This is a genomic window from Curvibacter delicatus NBRC 14919, from assembly GCF_001592265.1.
Classification (GTDB): Bacteria; Pseudomonadota; Gammaproteobacteria; order Burkholderiales; family Burkholderiaceae_C; genus Hylemonella; species Hylemonella delicata.
This window is the reverse complement of record NZ_BCWP01000025.1, coordinates 1-17,156: the sequence shown is the minus strand read 5'-3', so window position 1 is coordinate 17,156 and position 17,156 is coordinate 1. Positions and strand designations below refer to the sequence as shown.

The following is a 17,156-nucleotide window of genomic DNA, read 5'->3' as shown; positions in this document are numbered from 1 at the left end:
TTTCAGCCCCCCAGCCGCCCCATGGCAGCCTGCCCCATGTTCCACAAGGGCATGAAGATGCCCAGCGCAAGTACCAGCATCAGCGCCGAGATGACCGCCAACAAAAGAGGCTCAATGGCGGCCGACAAGCTCTTGATGCTCTGATCCACTTCGCGCTCGTACATTTCGGCGATTTCAAACAGCATCGAATCCAGCTCCCCGGTTTCTTCTCCCACCGTGATCATTTGCATGACGACCGGGGTAAAAATGCCAACACTGGCAGCACAATTGGCGATACTGGTGCCACGCTCAATCCCGTCGCGCATCTGCTCGATACGACTCCCAATGTAGGCGTTGTCCACCGTCTTGGCAACCACCGTCAGCGCCGGCACCAAGGGCATGCCGCTTTGGCTGGACAAGGCAAAGCTGCGGGCAAAACGGGCTAGCGTCGCCTTGAGGACAATGCCCCCCACCATGGGCAAGCGGAGCTTTCGCCGATCCCAGCGGTAACGACCATTCGGTGTTTTAAGGTAAGCACGCCAAGCCAAGACTGCGCCAAGTGCGCCTCCCACCACGGCCAACCACCATTGCTGCATCCAGCCAGAAAAAACCAGCAACACACGTGTCAGCAACGGCAATTCGGCATTGAAGCCGGAAAACACCTTGGCAAACACGGGAAGCACGAACACATTCAGGATGACCAGCGCAATCGACATGGCGATCAGTACGAAAGCGGGATAGCGCAAGGCTTGACGAATGCGATCACGCACGTCACGTTCGAACGCCAAGTGCTCGGAAAGCCGCAGATACACCTCCGTCAGCTTGCCGGACATTTCACCCACGCGGATCATGGCAATGTAGAACGCACCAAAAACGTTGGGATGCTGTGCCAGTGAGCCTGAAAGCTCCCTCCCCTGGCTCAGGCTCTCGCGAACATCACGCAGCACCTCCTGCATGGCGGGCTTGGTGGCGGAAGCCTCCAGGCCGGAGAAGGCCCGCAGTATCGGTACACCGGACTTGTCCAGGGTATACATCTGGCGCGAGAAAAGCTCGACATCTTCACTGGTCACGGCCTGACCGCTCAGCCGCAACCACAGAGATTGAACATAACGATGCGTTGTGTGCGCCCCACTCGCCACGCCAGCGGACACCTCAATATGAACCGGCGTGATGTTGATGGCCAGCAACTGGTCGGCCACGACTGCTTCAGTCACGGCATCCATGTTGCCCTTGACCAGCTCACCCCGGGCATTGCGCCCTTGCCACGCGAAAACTGCCATGGCGCTTATTCCATATCGTCAATATCTTGGCCCACACGCAGCGCCTCTGCCAAGGAAGTACGTCCCTGGCGTACCAGTTCCAGCGCATGAAAAGCCAGCGTATGTCCTTTCATGCGAGCGCGCGCTGCCTGCATGAAGGCCACCGGGTCGGCCCGGGTGGCCGCCTGGGTGAGCGCGACATCCATCTCCAGCAGTTCATAGACCCCGTGCCGTCCCGCGTACCCAGTGCCATTGCAGGCAGAGCAGCCCAGGCCGCGCTTGGGTTTCACCGGCGCATCCCCTGGAGCCAGCATGGTGTCCAGCCAGGCCTGTTCCTGGGCTGTAGGTTCGCGCGGCTCGCTGCAAACCTCACAATTCACCCGAACCAGCCGCTGCGCAATCACGGCCTGCAAGGAGGTGGCGACCATGAAGGGCGGCACCCCCATGTCGAGCAGCCGGAACGGCGTGCTGATGGCATCGCGCGTGTGCAAGGTCGACAACACCAGATGCCCGGTGATGGCGGCACGCAGGCCGATCTCGGCTGTTTCCGCATCGCGCATTTCGCCAACCAGGATGATGTCCGGGTCCTGGCGCAAGGTGCCGCGCAGCACCCGGGCAAAAGACAGGTCGATTTTTTCGTTGACCTGCACCTGCGTCACCCCTGGCAGGCGGTACTCCACCGGATCCTCCACCGTGATGATCTTGAGTTCGCTGGAGTTGATCTCGGACAGCGCCGCGTAAAGCGTGGTGGTCTTGCCCGATCCGGTCGGCCCCGTCACCAGCACCATGCCGGAAATCCGTCCCAGCACTTCCCTGAAGCGCTTCAACATCTCCGCCGGCATGCCAATACTGTCCAGCCGGCGCAACACGCTGTTCTGGTTGAGCAGGCGCATCACAACCGACTCGCCGTAGCTGGTTGGCATGGTGGACAGACGCACATCGATCGCCTGCTCCCGCACTCGCACGCTGAAGCGCCCGTCCTGAGGCAAGCGCTTTTCCGAAATATCGATACCCGCCATCAGCTTGAGACGCTGCGACAGCGGGCCGGCGACCCGGTTCTCTGCCAAGGTCTGGGTATGAAGCACACCATCCACCCGGACACGAATCTGCAGCCCCGTCTCTTGAGGTTCGATGTGAATATCCGATGCGCCGATCTGGACCGCATCTTCGAAAATCGACTGCAGCAACTTGACGATCGGCGCACCTTCCTGGCCAACCGTGTTGGCGAGCTCACCAAAATCGACTTCATCGCTGAGGCTGAGGTCCTTCTCCACCGCACGCGCAAAACCGCTGATCTCCTCAGTGCGGCGGTACAGCCGATCGAACGCCAGCGTCAACTGCGTTTCCGGTGCCACGGCCATGGCAATGTTGCGCTTGGTCAGGCGGCTGACTTCGTCAAAAGCAAACAGATCCAGCGGATCCGCAAAGGCCACCAGCAAACGGTTGTCCTTGTCTTCCAGCACCAGGGCCCGGAAGCGGCGTGCCGCTGACTCGGGCAACAGCTTCACCAGTTCAGCCCTGAAGGGGAAAGTCTTGAGGTTGACGTAAGGAATACGCAACTGGCGGGCCAGTCCATTGGCCAAGCCTTCTTCGGTAATGACGCCACTTTCGATCAGCAGGCGCCCCATCTTTTTGCCAGTCTTGCGCTGCAAGTCCAGCGTCTGTTGCAACTGCTCCTGTGAAATCAGACGTTGCTGAAGCAGCACGTCACCCAAACGCATTTTTTGGCGCCGGTCCGGCGTTGCACTCTGACCAGCTTGCGCAGGGGAATCTGCTGCGACCATGTTCACGGAGCCTTTCTGGAACGGATGACTCCAAAAATAATAGCACGCTGCCACCTTTTGGCAGCGTGCATGCAGTCGCTAATGCAGATGCCGTGGCTTGCGGCCACCGCCATGGGCTGCGCCGCCATGGCTGCCACCGGAACCACGCGGTGGCTTGCCCAGCTCAAGGGAGCTTACCAAGGCATCGAATCGCTGCGTGAACAGCTTGTCGATCTCTGCCACCACGCCACCAAGCTCGGCCGCATCAAAGTGACGCTCCATCATGTTGATCGTGTCCTGCACCAGCAGGTCACGCTGCACCTGCATGATGGCTGCAGGTGTGGGGCCGACAAACATCACCAGAAAATCGTCTCGCGATTGCGCTTCCGGCTCCGCGTCTTCTTCGTCGAACTCCGTGTCATAGAAGGTCACCTCGATCGGCGCACCTGCCTGCGACAACTCATTCAGGCTCATGCACATCTCATCGAGCGACTGACGGAAATCCTCATCGCCAGTCACGGTCCAGCACATCTGCAGCACATGCTCGTGCGCATCGAAACGGATGCCGGGCTCTTCTTCGTAACTGCTGTGTGCGCCATCCGCCAGAGAACGCGCGCCAGCGTATGTCCACAAGGGTTTGAGAGCTTCCTGCAATTGCTCAAACGTTGTATCCGCACGCAATGGCACTTGACCATGAACATGGATCTCAAAAGGAGCGTTGTAGCTGGCCATGATGAACTCTCTGTGTATACCGTCACTGCATGATTGGATGGTGCCTCGAACCGGGGTCGAACCGGTACGCCCCTTATGCAGGAAAGCGGCGGATTTTAAGTCCGCTGTGTCTACCAATTTCACCATCGAGGCCTGCAGTCCCCACATTGTCCTGCAAAAACCGGGGACTCCCAGTGCTGCACGGATCCTGCAAACAGGCGGTTGTCACCTGCGAGGCTGATGCGCCGGGGCAATGAATGGAGCGGGAGAAGAGTCTCGAACTCTCGACCTCAACCTTGGCAAGGTTGCGCTCTACCAACTGAGCTACTCCCGCATGGAGTCTGGAGGCGCGGGCCGGAGTCGAACCGACCTACACGGATTTGCAATCCGGTGCATAACCGCTTTGCTACCGCGCCAAAAATCTCTGCCATGACCAGCCCATGGCTGGCCATTCACTTAATAAAAAAGGGAAGCTTTTGCTTCCCTTTTCGGAATTTGGAGCGGGAAAAGAGTCTCGAACTCTCGACCTCAACCTTGGCAAGGTTGCGCTCTACCAACTGAGCTATTCCCGCGTTATCAAGACTCAAATTATAGCGGTATTTTTCTGCTTTTGCAAAGACTCCGCTAAAAATTTTGACTCAGTGTTTGACAGAGCCCCGCGATGCAGCTGCCGGCTCCGATGCAGGCGCAGCGGACGGGACAGCCGCAGCAGCGACCTCGTCATCCGGCAACGGTGTCGGCATGCGCTCCAAGGCGATCTCCAGTACTTTGTCGATCCATTTGACAGGCACGATCTCCAAGCCGTTTTTGACGTTCTCGGGGATCTCCTGCAAATCCTTCGTGTTCTCCTCGGGGATCAGCACGGTCTTGATGCCACCACGCAGCGCGGCCAGCAGTTTCTCCTTCAAGCCACCGATGGCCGTGACCTCGCCACGCAGCGTGATCTCGCCTGTCATCGCGACATCGCCGCGTACCGGAATCCCGGTGAGCGCCGACACCATGGCCGTGGTCATGGCGGCACCCGCACTCGGGCCGTCCTTCGGCGTTGCGCCGTCAGGCACGTGGATGTGCATGTCCTTCTTCTCGAAGAACTCGTCAGGGATACCAAGACGACGCGCCCGGCTGCGCACCACGGTGCGCGCGGCTTCCACCGACTCCTTCATCACATCACCCAGCGAACCGGTGCGTGTGATGACGCCCTTGCCCGGCATCAGTGCGGTTTCGATGGTCAACAGGTCGCCACCGACTTCCGTCCACGCCAGACCGACCACCTGGCCTACCTGGTTCTGCTGCTCGGCGCGGCCGTAGGTGAACTTGCGCACACCGAGGAAATCATTGAGGTTGTCAGCATTGACAACAACCTGCGGTTTCATCTTCTTGAGCTGCAAGCCCTTGACCACCTTGCGGCAGATCTTGGAAATCTCGCGCTCGAGCGAACGCACACCGGCTTCTCGCGTGTAGTAACGCACCACATCGCGCACGGCATCTTCCGTCACCAGCAGTTCGTCGTCCTTGACGCCGTTGTTCTTCAGCTGCTTGGGCAGCAAGTAACGCTGGGCAATGCTGACCTTTTCGTCTTCGGTATAACCCGACAAGCGAATCACCTCCATCCGGTCCAGCAAGGCGGGCGGGATGTTCATGGAATTGGAGGTTGCCACAAACATCACGTCGCTCAAGTCAAAATCGACCTCGACATAGTGGTCGCCGAACTTGTTGTTCTGCTCCGGATCCAGCACCTCAAGCAGCGCGCTGGAAGGGTCGCCACGGAAATCCGTGCCCAGCTTGTCGATCTCGTCGAGCAGGAACAGTGGATTGCGTGTGCCAGCCTTGGACAGGCTTTGCAGCACCTTGCCCGGCATGGCGCCGATGTAGGTACGGCGGTGACCGCGGATCTCGGCTTCGTCACGCATGCCGCCCAGCGCCATGCGCACGTACTTGCGGCCAGTGGCCTTGGCCACCGACTGTCCCAGCGAGGTCTTGCCCACGCCCGGCGGGCCGACCAGGCACAGGATTGGCGCCTTCACCTTGTCCACGCGCTGCTGCACAGCAAGGTACTCAAGAATGCGATCCTTGACCTTGTCCAGACCGTAGTGGTCTTCGTTGAGTACTTCCTCGGCCAGGGCCAGGTCATGCTTGATCTTGGTCTTCTTGCTCCACGGCAGGCTGATCAGCGTATCGATGTAGTTGCGCACCACGGTGGCCTCGGCCGACATGGGCGACATCAGCTTGAGCTTCTTGAGCTCGGCATCGGCTTTCTTGCGGGCCTCGGCCGGCATGCGGGCGGCCTTGATCTTCTTCTCGATCTCTTCGATGTCGGCGCCGTCTTCGCCCTCACCCAGTTCTTTCTGGATGGCCTTGACCTGCTCATTCAGATAGAAGTCGCGCTGGTTCTTCTCCATCTGGCGTTTGACACGACCGCGGATCTTCTTGTCGACATTCAGGATGTCGACCTCACGTTCGAGCTGCTCAAACAGGTTCTCCAGACGGTCCCGCACCTGAGACAAGCTCAGCACAGCCTGCTTGTTGTCCAGCTTGAGAGGCAGATGGGCCGCAATCGTATCGGCCAATCGACCCGGATCATCGATGCTGGCGATCGAGGTCAGGATTTCGGGCGGGATCTTCTTGTTGAGTTTGACGTACTGGTCAAACTGCTGCATCACGGCGCGGCGCAATGCCTCGATTTCGCTGGTCTGTGCAGTCACCGTCGGGTCGGTTTCGGCCGGCTGCTCCACCGGCGTGACGTCGGCCGTGAAATGCGACTCGCCCTCGACAATCTTGTTCACCAGAGCGCGCTGCTGGCCTTCGACCAGGACCTTGACCGTGCCATCGGGCAATTTCAGCATCTGCAGGATGGTGGAGACGCAGCCGACATCGAACATGTCGGACACCTGCGGCTCATCCTTGGCAGCGGCCTTCTGCGCCACCAGCATGATGCGGCGTTCGGCCTCCATCGCGGCTTCCAGCGCCTTGATGCTCTTGGGGCGCCCCACGAACAGCGGAATCACCATGTGGGGGAAGATCACCACATCGCGCAAAGGCAACAGCGGCAATTCGATCGGGGTGGCAGGCAGAGGGGTATGACCGGACATGGGAAAACCTTTTCGTTACCTGTTGAATATGGACTGCAAGTGCGAATTTTCAACCCGCAACCGATTATGGATCGGGCGGGTGTTTCAAAACCATGAAGGAACAGCTGGAATACCGGCTGAATCGAGCCTTCGACTCAGGCCTTTTTGGCGGCTTCGCGGTAAACCAGCAGCGGCGGCTTGTTTTCCTCGATGGTGGACTCGTCCACCACGACTTTTTCGACATTGTCCTGGTTGGGCAGGTCGAACATGGTGTCGATCAGGGCCTGCTCCAGGATGGAGCGCAGGCCGCGGGCGCCGGTCTTGCGTGTCAGCGCCTTCTTGGCAATGGCCTTGAGCGCGCCGGGACGCAGTTCAAGGTCCACGCCTTCCATGGCAAACAGCTTGGCGTACTGCTTGGCCAGGGCATTCTTGGGCTCGGTCAGAATCTGCACCAGGGCATCCTCGCTGAGCTCGGCCAGTGTGGCCACCACCGGCATGCGACCGACCAGCTCGGGAATCAGGCCGAACTTGATCAGATCCTCCGGCTCGACGTCCTTGAACACTTCGGTCAGGCTGCGCTGCTGCTTGCTGCGCACGGCGGCACCGAAACCGATACCGGACGATTCGGTCCGGCTCTCGATCACCTTCTCCAGCCCGGCAAACGCACCACCGCAGATGAACAGGATGTTGGTGGTGTCGATCTGGATGAAGTCCTGGTTCGGATGCTTGCGGCCGCCCTGCGGCGGCACACTGGCCATGGTGCCTTCGATCAGCTTGAGCAGCGCCTGCTGCACGCCCTCGCCCGACACATCGCGTGTGATGGATGGGTTGTCTGACTTGCGCGAAATCTTGTCGATCTCGTCAATGTAGACGATGCCGCGCTGGGCGCGTTCGACTTCGTAATTGCAACTCTGCAGCAGCTTGGCAACGATGTTCTCGACGTCCTCACCCACATAGCCGGCTTCCGTCAGCGTGGTGGCATCGGCCATGACAAACGGCACGTTGAGCTGGCGCGCCAGCGTCTGCGCCAGCAGCGTCTTGCCGGAGCCGGTGGGGCCGATGAGCAGGATGTTGCTCTTGGCCAGTTCCACATCGTCCTTGCGCGCCTTTTCCTTGTGCTGCAGGCGTTTGTAGTGGTTGTAGACCGCCACCGCCAGCGTGCGCTTGGCGATTTCCTGACCGATCACATAGTTGTCAAGGTTGGCCTTGATCTCGGCCGGCGTCGGCAGATCGCCGCGCGCTTCCGCACCCTCGGTACCGGAGGGCAATTCATCGCGGATGATCTCGTTGCACAGTTCGATGCATTCGTCGCAGACGAACACCGAGGGACCGGCAATCAGTTTCTTGACCTCGTGCTGACTCTTGCCGCAAAAAGAGCAATACAGTGTTTTTTCGCTGGAAGAGCCTTTTTTCTCGGCCATGTGAAGAATGCCTTTTGCGGGAAATTACCGAATATTTACCAAATGATACCGAAATGGCAGGCACGCCCTAGCGCCATGGCGCACAGGGCGGTTGCCGCCAACAAGCCGTCAGGCTGAAAACTCAGGGCCGTTTGGCAATGACCTGGTCGACCAGACCGTAGTCTTTCGCTTCGTCGGCCGAGAGGTAGTAGTCCCGCTCGGTGTCACGCTCGATCTTGTCCAGCGGCTGGCCAGTGCGTTCGGCCAGGATCTTGTTGAGCTGCTCGCGGGTCTTGAGGATCTCGCGCGCATGGATCTCGATCTCGGTCGCCTGGCCCTGGGTGCCGCCGAGCGGCTGGTGGATCATGACCTTGGAGTTGGGCAGCGAAAAACGCTTGCCCTTGGCGCCGGCCGCCAGCAGGAAAGCGCCCATGCTGGCTGCCATGCCCACGCACAGCGTGGACACGTCGGGCTTGATGAAGTTCATGGTGTCATAGATCGCCATGCCGGCGCTCACCGAGCCACCGGGCGAATTGATATAGAACGAGATGTCCTTGTCCGGATTCTCGCTCTCCAGGAACAGCAGCTGCGCCACCACCAGGTTGGCAGTCTGGTCATTGACCGGGCCAACCAGGAAGATCACGCGCTCCTTGAGAAGACGCGAGTAAATATCGTACGAGCGCTCGCCGCGACCGGACTGCTCGATCACCATCGGGATCATGCCGAGGGCCTGGGTATCCAGGGCACCGTTGTAGGCGCTGTTGCGCAGATTCATGACTATCGACTCCAGAGAATTGACGTAATTTAGCGAAGATTATGGGCCACAAAGCAAATGGGGCTTGTCGACCGGACTGCAAGCCCGGCACAAGCCCCATCCTGCAGGGAAATTCAGACCGGAATCAGGCCTGACCCATCAGTTCGTCGAAGGAAATGGCCTTCTCGGACACCTTGGCTTTGGACAACACGAAGTTGGTCACGTTGTTCTCGATCACCACGGCCTCGACTTCGGCCAGGCGGCGGTTGTCGCCGAAGTACCAGCGCACCACGTCTTCCGGCTTCTCGTAGCTGGCCGCCAGCTCTTCCACATGCGCCTTGAGCGACTCGGGCGTGGCGTGCAGGTTGTTGGCACGCACCAGCTCGGCCACCACCAGACCCAGGCGCACACGCTGCTCGGCTTGCGGCTGGAAGATTTCGGCCGGGATCGGCGCCTTGTCAGCGTCCTTGATGCCGCGCTGCTTCAGGTCGGCGCGGGCGCCTTCGATCAGACGGTCCACTTCGGCCTGCACCACGGACTTGGGCAGGTCGAGTTCGGCCTTGGCCACCAGCGCATCCATCACGGCCTGCTTGTTGCGGCCCAGCAGGCGCGACTTGACTTCGCGCTCCAGGTTTTTCTTGATGTCGGCGCGCAGGGCTTCGACCGTGCCTTCGGCAATGCCGAGCGACTTGGCCAGTGCTTCGTTGACTTCGGGCAGGTGGGCGGCTTCGATCTTGTTGAGCGTGACCATGAAGTCAGCCGTCTTGCCGGCCACATCCTTGCCATGGTAGTCCGCCGGGAAAGCCAGCGGGAAGGTCTTGCTTTCGCCGGCCTTCATGCCGCGCACGGCATCTTCGAATTCTTTCAGCATCTGGCCTTCGCCGACCAGGAACTGGAAGCCGTCAGCCTTGCCGCCGGCAAAGGGTTCGCCGTCGATCTTGCCTTCGAAGTCCACCGTCACGCGGTCGCCGTCCTGGGCGGGCGCATCCACAGCACGCTGGGCAAAGGTACGGCGCTGCTTGCGCAGGATCTCGACCGTCTTGTCGATGGCGGCCTCATCCACCTCGGCGGTGAGCTTCTCGACTTCGGCCGTGCTCAGGTCGCCGATCTTGACTTCCGGGTACACCTCGAACACGGCGTCGAAGGCCACTTCGCCTTCGGGCGCGCCTTCCTTCTCGGTGATGCGCGGCTGGCCCGCCACACGCAGCTTGGCTTCGTTGGCAGCGCTGGCGAAGGCTTCGCCAACCTTGTCGTTCAGCACTTCGTAGTGCACGGAATAGCCATAACGCTGGGTCACCACGTTCATCGGCACCTTGCCGGGACGGAAGCCGTCCATCTTCACGGTACGGGCCAGCTTCTTGAGGCGGCTCTCGACTTCAGTCTGGATGGCAGCCATGGGCAGGCTCAGCGTGATCTTGCGTTCCAGCTTCTCAAGGGTTTCAACATTAACGGCCATGATTGACTCACTCCAAAAAATTCAAAAAATCGGCTTGCGCCACCGGCGTGGCAGCTTTTTCCGCCAGTGCCGCCTTGTGTGGTGCGCGGGGGGGGACTCGAACCCCCACACCATTGCTGGCGTCAGGACCTAAATCCAAATTCCCGGAACCCGCACAAAAGCTTTTTCACTCGGAAAATCGAAAAATTCTTTGGATTTCTTCGGCTTTCCCAAATTCTTTCCCAAATTTGGTCACAATGCTTGAGAGGTTCCCAAATGCACTGTGCCCACACTTTGGGGAACCCTGGATTCTAACTTAGCCCCGAAAGCCACCCGAGAGTCCCACCATGGCCAAGCCCAAGAACCGCTCCCCCTGGCTCGTCAAGCTGCCAGGCAAAGATCCCCAGAAATTCCGCCTGGAAAAGCAGGCGCTGGCCTATTTGGCAGAAAACGGCCATCCGGACCGCGCCAAGCTCCCCCGAGGCGCCCTGAAGCAGCTGGAAACGGCCTTTGAGGTCCAGATCGTGCGAAAGGACAAGGAAGGCATTCGTTTATAAAGCCAAATGATCGATACGCTGGCCTCCGATGGCTCCGAAGATGACTGGGTAAGGCGTGCGCAAGAAGGCGACCGGAAAGCATTTGCCGAACTGGTGCGGCGTCATCAGAGGCCGGTGCACCGCTATCTGTTGCGCATGCTCGGTTCGCACGACGATGCGATGGAGTTGACGCAGGAAGCGTTTATCAAGGCCTGGCAGGCGCTGCCGCAGTGGCGGCCCGAAGCGCAGTTCCGCACCTGGCTGTTCCGAATCGCGAACAACACGGCGCTCGACGCCCTGAGGCACCGCAAGTTGATCGAATTCGTGCCGCTGGAGGACTCGTTTGATGTGCCTGGTTCCGAGCCCGATCCAGAGCACCAGGCACAGGTCACGCAGGAAGTGCGGCAACTGGATGCGAGCCTGAAGAAGCTGATGCCGGAGCACCGGCAAATACTACTGTTGCGAGAGGTGGAAGATATGTCTTACGAAGAAATCGGATGCGTGCTGTCGCTGAACGAGGGGACGGTGAAGTCGCGGCTGGCGCGGGCGCGAGCCGCCCTGATTGAGATTCGCGCAAGGAGTCGGTCATGAGCTCTGCCGAAAAATGCCCAAGAACCGAGGAGATATCGGCCCTGGTCGACGATGAGTTGGCCGAGCCCGCTCGGGTTGCGCTCGACGCGCATGTCGCGGGCTGTGTGATCTGCGCGCCGGTGCTGACCGAGTTCAGGCAGTTGCGGACCACCTTTGCCGCATTGCCCGACGTGACGCCCAACGTCGATTTCGCCTTTCTGGTGGATCGCCGCATCGCCGCCGCAGGCCTCCCCACGCCCCAACCAAAGCCGCAGCGCTGGCGTTGGTGGCAGCTCGCACCGGCGACGCTCGGTGGCGCCCTCTCGCTTTCGCTCGGAGTCTATTTGGGCGGCACACTGATGCTTGGGTCCCAGGTGATAGCGCAACCTGCGGCGCTGCAGATGGCCGCCTTTGCCGCAATTCCTCCGGGCGCCTTGTGCCCGGCCCTGCAAGCCTGCAATTCAATGGGTCGCTGACATGAACCGCTACTGGGTATATCTGCTGCTCGCGATCGCGCTGCTGGTCAACGTGGGCGTACTCGCCGGCGCGTGGTTTCAGGCCCAGCGGGCGGAAGGCGCGACCGAACTGGCCTTCTTCGGGATGGGTCACGAGCGCGTTCCGGACTATTTGAAGCTCGATGGCACGCAACTCGAGCGCTGGCATGCCATGGAGCAAGATTTCGTGAAGGTCCTGAATGACGTCGGCAGCGAAATCCAGATTCACCGCGAGCGTCTGGTGCGCGAGATCTTCTCTGCTCAGCCCGACACGTCAGTCATCGAGCGCGAGCGCGCTGCAATCTTCACGCTGCAGGAGGCGCAGCAGCGCCGCGTCATTGAGCAACTGCTGAAGGAGCGCGATATACTAACCGCGGAGCAGCGGCTCGCCCTGGCCGACCTGCTTCTCAAGCAGGATCCGCGCGGCACCGCCGGTGCGCAGCGACTGCACGCACGCTGATCCGCACCAGCGTCCATTGCCCGGCCCGGACCGGCCTGATCGGACGCGCCGGCACTGCTGGTCGAAATAAATCCGGAACATATCTCCAACTGCTTCGTTTATCCAAGTAAGGCCCGGTCGAATCAAGACCGGGCCTTGATGAGAACGAAGTCCGCAACCAACACTGGAGAGTTACACATCATGAAATTTCCTCACATCACTGCCAAAGTTTCTGCCCTGGCGACCCTTTCGGTGGCGCTACTATTTGCGGCCGGTCCTGCCTCCGCGCATTGCGATGGCGAAGACGGCCCGGTGATCAAGGCAGCGCAACAAGCGCTCGATACCGGGAACGTGAATCGCGTGCTGATCTGGGTGCAACCTTCTGACCAAGCGCAAATCAAGGACGCGTTCCGCAAGACGCTCGACGTCAGGCAGTTGAACCCTTCCGCCAAGAAACTGGCTGACTCCTACTTCTTCGAGACTCTGGTGCGGGTGCATCGATCCGGAGAAGGGGCACCTTACACCGGGATCAAGCCTGCGGGCCGCGACCTTGGCCCAGCAGTGGTAGCCGGCGACAAGGCGCTTGAAACGGGGTCCGTCGAACCCTTGGCGAACTTGCTCACGAAGGCAGTACACAAAAGCGTCGGGGGGCAGTTCAAGGACGTCATCGCCAAGAAGAATTTCAAGGCAGACGACGTTGCGGCCGGACAAGCGTATGTGAAGGCGTATGTCGGCTATATCCATTCAGTCGAACGGATCTACGAAGCCACTGAAGGTCCCGCGCACGGCGACACTCAGGAAAGCGCTGCAGCGGCCCATCAGCATTAAAGTGAGCTCAAGGTGAACACCATGAACCTGAAAAATCTGCTGAAATCACGCATCACACTAGCGCTCTTTGCGGGTCTCTTTTACCTGACATGGAAATCGTTGGCCCAGTATTTCGGCCTGGATGAATCGATCGGCGGCCTCGGTACGGACGCCATCGGGATGGGTAATGGTGGTCTCGCGCTGGCCTGGGCGCTTGGGCATTGCGATGGGCTGGATGGACCCGTGGTGACGGTGGCACGAAAGTCGCTCGAAACCGGCAACGTCAACCTGGTCCTGCCTTGGGTACGGACCGAGGACGAAGGCGAGATCCGGAAAGTGTTCGACCAGGCGAGGTCGGTGCGCAAACTCGGCGGAGAGGCGAGGGAACTCGCTGACACGCATTTCTTTGAAACGCTGGTACGCATCCATCGGGCTGGCGAAGGCGCGCCCTTTGGCGGCCTGCAACCGGCCGGTCGCGATCTCGGTCCGGCGGTTCCTGCCGCTGACAAGGCGCTCGAAGATGGCTCGATCGAACAGGTGGAGAAACTGCTCGCCGCCGCGATACGCGATGGCGTGCATAAGCATTTTTACGCCGCCTTGGGTCGCCGCAAATTTGACCCGAATGACGTCGAAGCGGGTCGTGCGTACGTCGAGGCCTATGTGCCCTATGTCCACTATGTGGAGCGGTTATGGCAAGCCGCACAGGGCGCGACGCATGCCCATGAGCAGCATCACGCCGGGCACGGACATTAGCCAGCAAACCAGTCTGCCGAGCATGACTGAGCTGACCTGCCCCCTCCCAGCCTGCCAGCGTAAAGTTAGTGAAGTCCGTCACCCTGGAGATTGACCGTATACCAATAATTATCGGACGGACAGATGGATGCCCCTTTTTACATTTTCTGTCGGAGTTGAGGGACCCTCCTCCTCTCCACCACACTGACCAGCCCGGATTGCGCAGTAAGAACCGGCGCAGGAAGACCCGGGTTTCACGGGTCTTCTGCCCGGTGCAAAATATCCTATGATGGGTTCACCGTGATGGATTTCGAGTACCCCCCCAAAGTGCAGGCCCTGCGTCGGCAGCTCGAAGCCTTCATGGAGCGCTACCTGCTGCCCTACAACGCGGCCTGGCATCAGGCGGTGGCGCAAGGCGTCTATCCCCCGCCCTTCATCGAAGACCTCAAGGAATTGGCCCGGACTGAGGGCCTGTGGAACCTCTTCCTGCCGGGCCTGCGCGAGGACGAACCCGGCACGCGGCTGAGCAACCTGGAATACGCCCCGCTGGCCGAGATCATGGGCCGTCTGCCTTGGGCCTCTGAAGTGTTCAACTGCAGCGCACCCGACACCGGCAACATGGAGCTGCTGCACCTGTTTTCCACGCCCGAACAAAACCGGCAGTGGCTGCGCCCGCTGCTCGACGGCACGATCCGTTCGGCCTTTGCCATGTCGGAGCCGGACGTGGCGTCCAGCGACCCCACCAACCTGCAGACCACGATGCGCCATGAAGGTGAGCAGCTCGTGCTCAATGGTCGCAAATGGTTCATCACCGGCGCGGCCCACCCGGCCTGCCAACTGCTGATCGTGATGTGCCGCTGCGGCAGTGAGGGCAATGGCGCCAACGGCAACAATGCAAGCAGCGCCAAGCACCACCAGCACAGCATGGTGCTGGTGCCCATGGACACGCCCGGCCTCACGCTGGTACGCAACATCCCGATTCTGCAGCACCATGCGCCCGAAGGTCACTGTGAAATCCTGCTGCGCGATGTGCGCGTACCTGCCAGCCACCTGCTGGGGCTGGAGGGCGAAGGTTTTGCCATGGCCCAGGCGCGGTTGGGGCCGGGCCGCATCCACCACTGCATGCGCACCATCGGTCAGTGCGAGCTGGCGCTTGCGCTCATGTGCGAGCGCACGCTGGAGCGGCAGGCCTTCGGCAAGCACCTGTCCGACTTTGCCAATGTGCGGGACTGGATTGCCGAGTCGCGCCTGGAGATCGACCAGGCCCGGCTGCTGGTCCTGCGTACCGCCTGGCTGCTCGACCACCACGCTAGCCGTGACAGCCGCATCGATGTCTCCGCCATCAAGGTGGTGGCGGCGCGATTGCAGACGCGGGTGGTGGACCGGGCGGTGCAGGTGTTCGGTGCCATGGGCCTGTCACCCGACACGCCGCTGGCCTGGTTCTGGACCTGGGGCCGGGCCCTGCACCTGCTCGACGGGCCGGACGAGGTGCACCTGCGCGCCATCGCCCGCCACGAGCTCGACCGTGCCCGGGAGAACTTGGGGCACTTGAGCGCCTACTTCACCACGCCCGAGCAGTTGCGGGCCGAGCCGCACATCCGCTAGGCGGCCACTGTGAAGCAGGCGTTCACTCGGCCCTGGCGCCGGAGTCCTTCACCACCTTGGCCCACTTGACGATCTCGCTGCGCTGGTAAGCGGCCAGGTCTTCCGACGTGGAACCCACCGGCTCCAGCCCGATGTCGGTCAGCCGTTTGGCCACCTCCGGCATCTTGAGAATGCGGTTGATCTCGGCCTGGATCTTGTCCACCACGGGCTTGGGCGTGCCGGGGGGCGCAAACATGGCGAACCACGACACCGCCTCGAAGCCGGGCAGGCCGGACTCGGCGATGGTGGGAATCTCCAGCGCGGCGGCGGAGCGCGTGAGGCTGGTGACGCCGAGGGCGCGCAGCTTGCCTTCGCGCACCAGCGGCAGGCTGGACGGCATGTTGTCGAACATCATGGTGACCCGCCCGCCCAGCAAGTCGGGGATGGCGCTGGCACGGCCCTTGTAGGGAATGTGCGTCATGTCGATGCCGGTCATGCTCTTGAACAGCTCGCCCGACACATGGATCGAAGTGCCCGAGCCCGAGGAGGCAAACGACATCTTGCCCTCGCGCTTGCCCAGGTCGATCAGTTCCTGCACCGTCCTGGCGGGTACGTCGTTGTGGACCACCAGCATGTTGGGCGTGGTGGCCAGCAGCGATACGGGGCTGAAGTCCTTGACCATGTCATAGGGCATCTTCGCGTAGAGCGCGCCGTTGATCGAGTGCGTGCCCACCGTGCCCACCACCAGGGTGTAGCCGTCGGGGGCGGCCTTGGCCACGAAGTCGGCCCCAATATTGCCGCCGGACCCCGGCTTGTTGTCGATGACGACGGGCTGGCCCCAGGCGGCCGTGAAGCGCTCGCCCAGCAGCCGCGCAATGATGTCGGGCGCACCACCGGGGGTAAAGGTGACGACGATGCGAAGCGGCTTGTTCGGGAAGGTCTGTGCCGCGGACTGGGCCTGGACCCCCGCCACCGCGCCCAGTGCCATTGAGGTAACGACCAATCGTGCAATCAGTTTCTTCAAACTCATTTCATGTCTCCATGTTCTGGTTTCTACTGCGATGCCCGGCACCATTATGGGGGGATCTGCGCGATGCGGCGGAGAAAGCTGCTGACCCCCTCGCTACTCGGTAGTGGTTGCCCGTGTTATCGCGATGCCGGATGCCTCTACGGGCAGCGCGAACCGGCCAGTTCCGAACGGTCGAGTCGCTGGCGTAAAGCAGGCAGCAAGCGGATTTGTGCCCCTCTCGCACGCAGGCTATAGTGCAAATGCTGAGATTGCCACGTTCATTCAACCTGCCTGCTCATGGCTAGAAGGAGTCGTCATGCTCACACGTCCCGTACGCTACACCCACCTTGCCGCCATCGTTGTCAGTTCGGCGGCGGTGCTTCTCCTTGCTTTGCTGGGTCTGCGCTGGGGCCAGGCTGAAGCGCAAGGCGTCATGTCTGCACCGGCTTGCCAGTGCTCAGCCACGACCTCCATCCCCAGCATGTCCACCAACGTCGTTCATTGCCTCTGCGGCGGCATGTCCTGTGTCGTCAGCGAGCACGCCGGGCAAGGCAGGAATTCGAATCTCATGCAATGCGTCAAGTAGGCATGATTCGATGCGTTAAGGATTTGCTGA

The 17,156-nt window shown here is 60.8% G+C and carries 16 protein-coding genes and 5 tRNA genes; 8 read left to right on the top strand and 13 right to left on the bottom strand.

Features of this window, described 5'->3' with window-relative positions:
• Positions 1–2: 2 nt before the first annotated feature.
• From CDE01S_RS12335 to CDE01S_RS18500, 12 genes are all read right to left on the bottom strand, one after another.
• On the bottom strand, positions 3–1,259 hold the full coding sequence (locus CDE01S_RS12335) for a type II secretion system F family protein (RefSeq protein ID WP_066707851.1): 1,257 nt from the start codon (positions 1,257–1,259) through the stop codon (positions 3–5).
• A 5-nt stretch (positions 1,260–1,264) separates the two neighbouring features.
• Positions 1,265–2,959 (bottom strand): GspE/PulE family protein, encoded by a 1,695-nt coding sequence (locus CDE01S_RS12330; protein WP_245636169.1) that lies wholly within the window; start codon positions 2,957–2,959, stop codon positions 1,265–1,267.
• Between the two features lie 141 nt (positions 2,960–3,100).
• Positions 3,101–3,733 (bottom strand): DUF6806 family protein, encoded by a 633-nt coding sequence (locus CDE01S_RS12325; protein WP_066707847.1) that lies wholly within the window; start codon positions 3,731–3,733, stop codon positions 3,101–3,103.
• 38 nt (positions 3,734–3,771) lie between these two features.
• Positions 3,772–3,865, bottom strand: a tRNA-Leu gene (locus CDE01S_RS12320).
• A gap of 105 nt (positions 3,866–3,970) precedes the next feature.
• Positions 3,971–4,046 (bottom strand) — tRNA-Gly (locus CDE01S_RS12315).
• A gap of 8 nt (positions 4,047–4,054) precedes the next feature.
• Positions 4,055–4,128: transfer RNA gene (locus CDE01S_RS12310), tRNA-Cys, on the bottom strand.
• 80 nt (positions 4,129–4,208) lie between these two features.
• Positions 4,209–4,284: transfer RNA gene (locus CDE01S_RS12305), tRNA-Gly, on the bottom strand.
• A gap of 66 nt (positions 4,285–4,350) precedes the next feature.
• The gene (gene lon, locus CDE01S_RS12300; protein ID WP_066707844.1) at positions 4,351–6,801 is read right to left on the bottom strand and encodes an endopeptidase La; all 2,451 of its coding nucleotides are present in this window, start codon (positions 6,799–6,801) and stop codon (positions 4,351–4,353) included.
• Positions 6,802–6,935: 134 nt separating this feature from the next.
• A complete protein-coding gene (gene clpX / locus CDE01S_RS12295; protein WP_066707842.1) occupies positions 6,936–8,201 on the bottom strand; it encodes an ATP-dependent Clp protease ATP-binding subunit ClpX in 1,266 nt (421 codons plus the stop codon).
• A gap of 121 nt (positions 8,202–8,322) precedes the next feature.
• The gene (gene clpP, locus CDE01S_RS12290; protein ID WP_066707840.1) at positions 8,323–8,955 is read right to left on the bottom strand and encodes an ATP-dependent Clp endopeptidase proteolytic subunit ClpP; all 633 of its coding nucleotides are present in this window, start codon (positions 8,953–8,955) and stop codon (positions 8,323–8,325) included.
• A 124-nt stretch (positions 8,956–9,079) separates the two neighbouring features.
• The gene (tig, locus tag CDE01S_RS12285) at positions 9,080–10,390 is read right to left on the bottom strand and encodes a trigger factor (RefSeq protein WP_066707838.1); all 1,311 of its coding nucleotides are present in this window, start codon (positions 10,388–10,390) and stop codon (positions 9,080–9,082) included.
• Between the two features lie 79 nt (positions 10,391–10,469).
• A tRNA-OTHER gene (locus CDE01S_RS18500) sits at positions 10,470–10,546 on the bottom strand.
• Between the two features lie 170 nt (positions 10,547–10,716).
• On the opposite strand from CDE01S_RS18500, the gene CDE01S_RS12280 reads away from it, so the two are divergent.
• The 7 genes from CDE01S_RS12280 to CDE01S_RS12250 all read left to right on the top strand — a co-directional run bounded on the left by CDE01S_RS12280 (position 10,717) and on the right by CDE01S_RS12250 (position 15,552).
• Positions 10,717–10,926, top strand: coding sequence for a hypothetical protein (locus CDE01S_RS12280; protein ID WP_066707836.1), 210 nt, complete (start codon positions 10,717–10,719; stop codon positions 10,924–10,926).
• A 6-nt stretch (positions 10,927–10,932) separates the two neighbouring features.
• Complete coding sequence (locus CDE01S_RS12275; RefSeq protein ID WP_066707834.1) at positions 10,933–11,496, top strand: RNA polymerase sigma factor; 564 nt, start codon at positions 10,933–10,935, stop codon at positions 11,494–11,496.
• The gene (locus CDE01S_RS12270) at positions 11,493–11,951 is read left to right on the top strand and encodes an anti-sigma factor family protein (protein WP_066707832.1); all 459 of its coding nucleotides are present in this window, start codon (positions 11,493–11,495) and stop codon (positions 11,949–11,951) included. The genes CDE01S_RS12275 and CDE01S_RS12270 overlap by 4 nt, the downstream gene beginning before the upstream one ends.
• A 1-nt stretch (position 11,952) precedes the next feature.
• Positions 11,953–12,429: a periplasmic heavy metal sensor gene (locus CDE01S_RS12265; RefSeq protein ID WP_066707829.1), complete on the top strand. Its 477-nt coding sequence runs from the start codon at positions 11,953–11,955 to the stop codon at positions 12,427–12,429.
• 180 nt (positions 12,430–12,609) lie between these two features.
• The gene (locus CDE01S_RS12260; RefSeq protein WP_066707981.1) at positions 12,610–13,236 is read left to right on the top strand and encodes a DUF6448 family protein; all 627 of its coding nucleotides are present in this window, start codon (positions 12,610–12,612) and stop codon (positions 13,234–13,236) included.
• 21 nt (positions 13,237–13,257) lie between these two features.
• Positions 13,258–13,968 (top strand): DUF6448 family protein, encoded by a 711-nt coding sequence (locus tag CDE01S_RS12255; protein WP_066707826.1) that lies wholly within the window; start codon positions 13,258–13,260, stop codon positions 13,966–13,968.
• A 282-nt stretch (positions 13,969–14,250) separates the two neighbouring features.
• Positions 14,251–15,552, top strand: coding sequence for an acyl-CoA dehydrogenase family protein (locus tag CDE01S_RS12250; RefSeq protein ID WP_066707823.1), 1,302 nt, complete (start codon positions 14,251–14,253; stop codon positions 15,550–15,552).
• Positions 15,553–15,574: 22 nt separating this feature from the next.
• Here CDE01S_RS12250 and CDE01S_RS12245 read toward each other — a convergent pair whose 3' ends face one another.
• On the bottom strand, positions 15,575–16,561 hold the full coding sequence (locus CDE01S_RS12245; protein ID WP_066707821.1) for a Bug family tripartite tricarboxylate transporter substrate binding protein: 987 nt from the start codon (positions 16,559–16,561) through the stop codon (positions 15,575–15,577).
• Positions 16,562–16,856: 295 nt separating this feature from the next.
• Here CDE01S_RS12245 and CDE01S_RS12240 point away from each other — a divergent pair, with 295 nt between their 5' ends.
• Positions 16,857–17,126, top strand: coding sequence for a hypothetical protein (locus CDE01S_RS12240; protein ID WP_066707811.1), 270 nt, complete (start codon positions 16,857–16,859; stop codon positions 17,124–17,126).
• Positions 17,127–17,156: the final 30 nt, after the last annotated feature.

Excerpts from the sequence above, each read along its gene's own strand:
- CDE01S_RS12240 (WP_066707811.1), top strand. The coding sequence starts at position 16,857 with ATGCTCACACGTCCCGTACGCTACACCCACCTTGCCGCCATCGTTGTC.
- tig (WP_066707838.1), bottom strand. The coding sequence starts at position 10,390 with ATGGCCGTTAATGTTGAAACCCTTGAGAAGCTGGAACGCAAGATCACG.
- CDE01S_RS12330 (WP_245636169.1), bottom strand. The coding sequence starts at position 2,959 with ATGCGTTTGGGTGACGTGCTGCTTCAGCAACGTCTGATTTCACAGGAG.
- CDE01S_RS12335 (WP_066707851.1), bottom strand. The coding sequence starts at position 1,259 with ATGGCAGTTTTCGCGTGGCAAGGGCGCAATGCCCGGGGTGAGCTGGTC.
- CDE01S_RS12280 (WP_066707836.1), top strand. The coding sequence starts at position 10,717 with ATGGCCAAGCCCAAGAACCGCTCCCCCTGGCTCGTCAAGCTGCCAGGC.
- CDE01S_RS12270 (WP_066707832.1), top strand. The coding sequence starts at position 11,493 with ATGAGCTCTGCCGAAAAATGCCCAAGAACCGAGGAGATATCGGCCCTG.
- CDE01S_RS12260 (WP_066707981.1), top strand. The coding sequence starts at position 12,610 with ATGAAATTTCCTCACATCACTGCCAAAGTTTCTGCCCTGGCGACCCTT.
- clpP (WP_066707840.1), bottom strand. The coding sequence starts at position 8,955 with ATGAATCTGCGCAACAGCGCCTACAACGGTGCCCTGGATACCCAGGCC.
- CDE01S_RS12325 (WP_066707847.1), bottom strand. The coding sequence starts at position 3,733 with ATGGCCAGCTACAACGCTCCTTTTGAGATCCATGTTCATGGTCAAGTG.
- CDE01S_RS12245 (WP_066707821.1), bottom strand. The coding sequence starts at position 16,561 with ATGAGTTTGAAGAAACTGATTGCACGATTGGTCGTTACCTCAATGGCA.
- clpX (WP_066707842.1), bottom strand. The coding sequence starts at position 8,201 with ATGGCCGAGAAAAAAGGCTCTTCCAGCGAAAAAACACTGTATTGCTCT.
- CDE01S_RS12265 (WP_066707829.1), top strand. The coding sequence starts at position 11,953 with ATGAACCGCTACTGGGTATATCTGCTGCTCGCGATCGCGCTGCTGGTC.
- lon (WP_066707844.1), bottom strand. The coding sequence starts at position 6,801 with ATGTCCGGTCATACCCCTCTGCCTGCCACCCCGATCGAATTGCCGCTG.
- CDE01S_RS12250 (WP_066707823.1), top strand. The coding sequence starts at position 14,251 with ATGGATTTCGAGTACCCCCCCAAAGTGCAGGCCCTGCGTCGGCAGCTC.
- CDE01S_RS12275 (WP_066707834.1), top strand. The coding sequence starts at position 10,933 with ATGATCGATACGCTGGCCTCCGATGGCTCCGAAGATGACTGGGTAAGG.
- CDE01S_RS12255 (WP_066707826.1), top strand. The coding sequence starts at position 13,258 with ATGAACCTGAAAAATCTGCTGAAATCACGCATCACACTAGCGCTCTTT.